The 394-nt window shown below is 77.2% G+C and carries 1 protein-coding gene; it reads left to right on the plus strand.

The genetic code is table 11. From position 1 onward, the window contains the following. Nucleotides 1-28: 28 nt before the first annotated feature. Nucleotides 29-394 (plus strand): acyltransferase domain-containing protein (locus CCN56_RS30250; RefSeq protein WP_143664667.1); only part of this gene is annotated, 366 nt, incomplete at its 3' end.

Below are 394 nucleotides of genomic sequence, written 5' to 3' on the forward strand. Positions count from 1 at the left end.
GACATCGACTCGGGCCGGCCACGCGACGGTGGCGGCCGACGCAGCGCGCGCCCACGGCACGGGCCGCACCGCCCTCGTCTTCTCCGGACAGGGCAACCAGTGGTCGGGCATGGGGCAGGACCTCATCGCCCACGAGCCGTCCGCACGGGCCGTGCTCGAGGAGGCGGACGCCGTCCTGCGTCCCGCCACCGGATGGTCGCTCCTCGGCGAACTGGCCGCGCCCCGGGGGGAGTCGCGGCTCGAGGACCCCGCGGTCCTCCAGCCCACGCTGGTCGCGCTGCAGATCGCCCTCGCGCGGCTGCTGGCCGAACGGGGCGTCGTCGCCGACGCCTTCGTCGGCCACAGCCTCGGCGAGATCGCCGCCGCTGCCGCCGCCGGAGCCCTGGACCTGGCC

The organism is Streptomyces sp. NRRL B-24572, from assembly GCF_002156145.1.
Lineage (GTDB): Bacteria > Actinomycetota > Actinomycetes > Streptomycetales > Streptomycetaceae > Streptomyces > Streptomyces vietnamensis.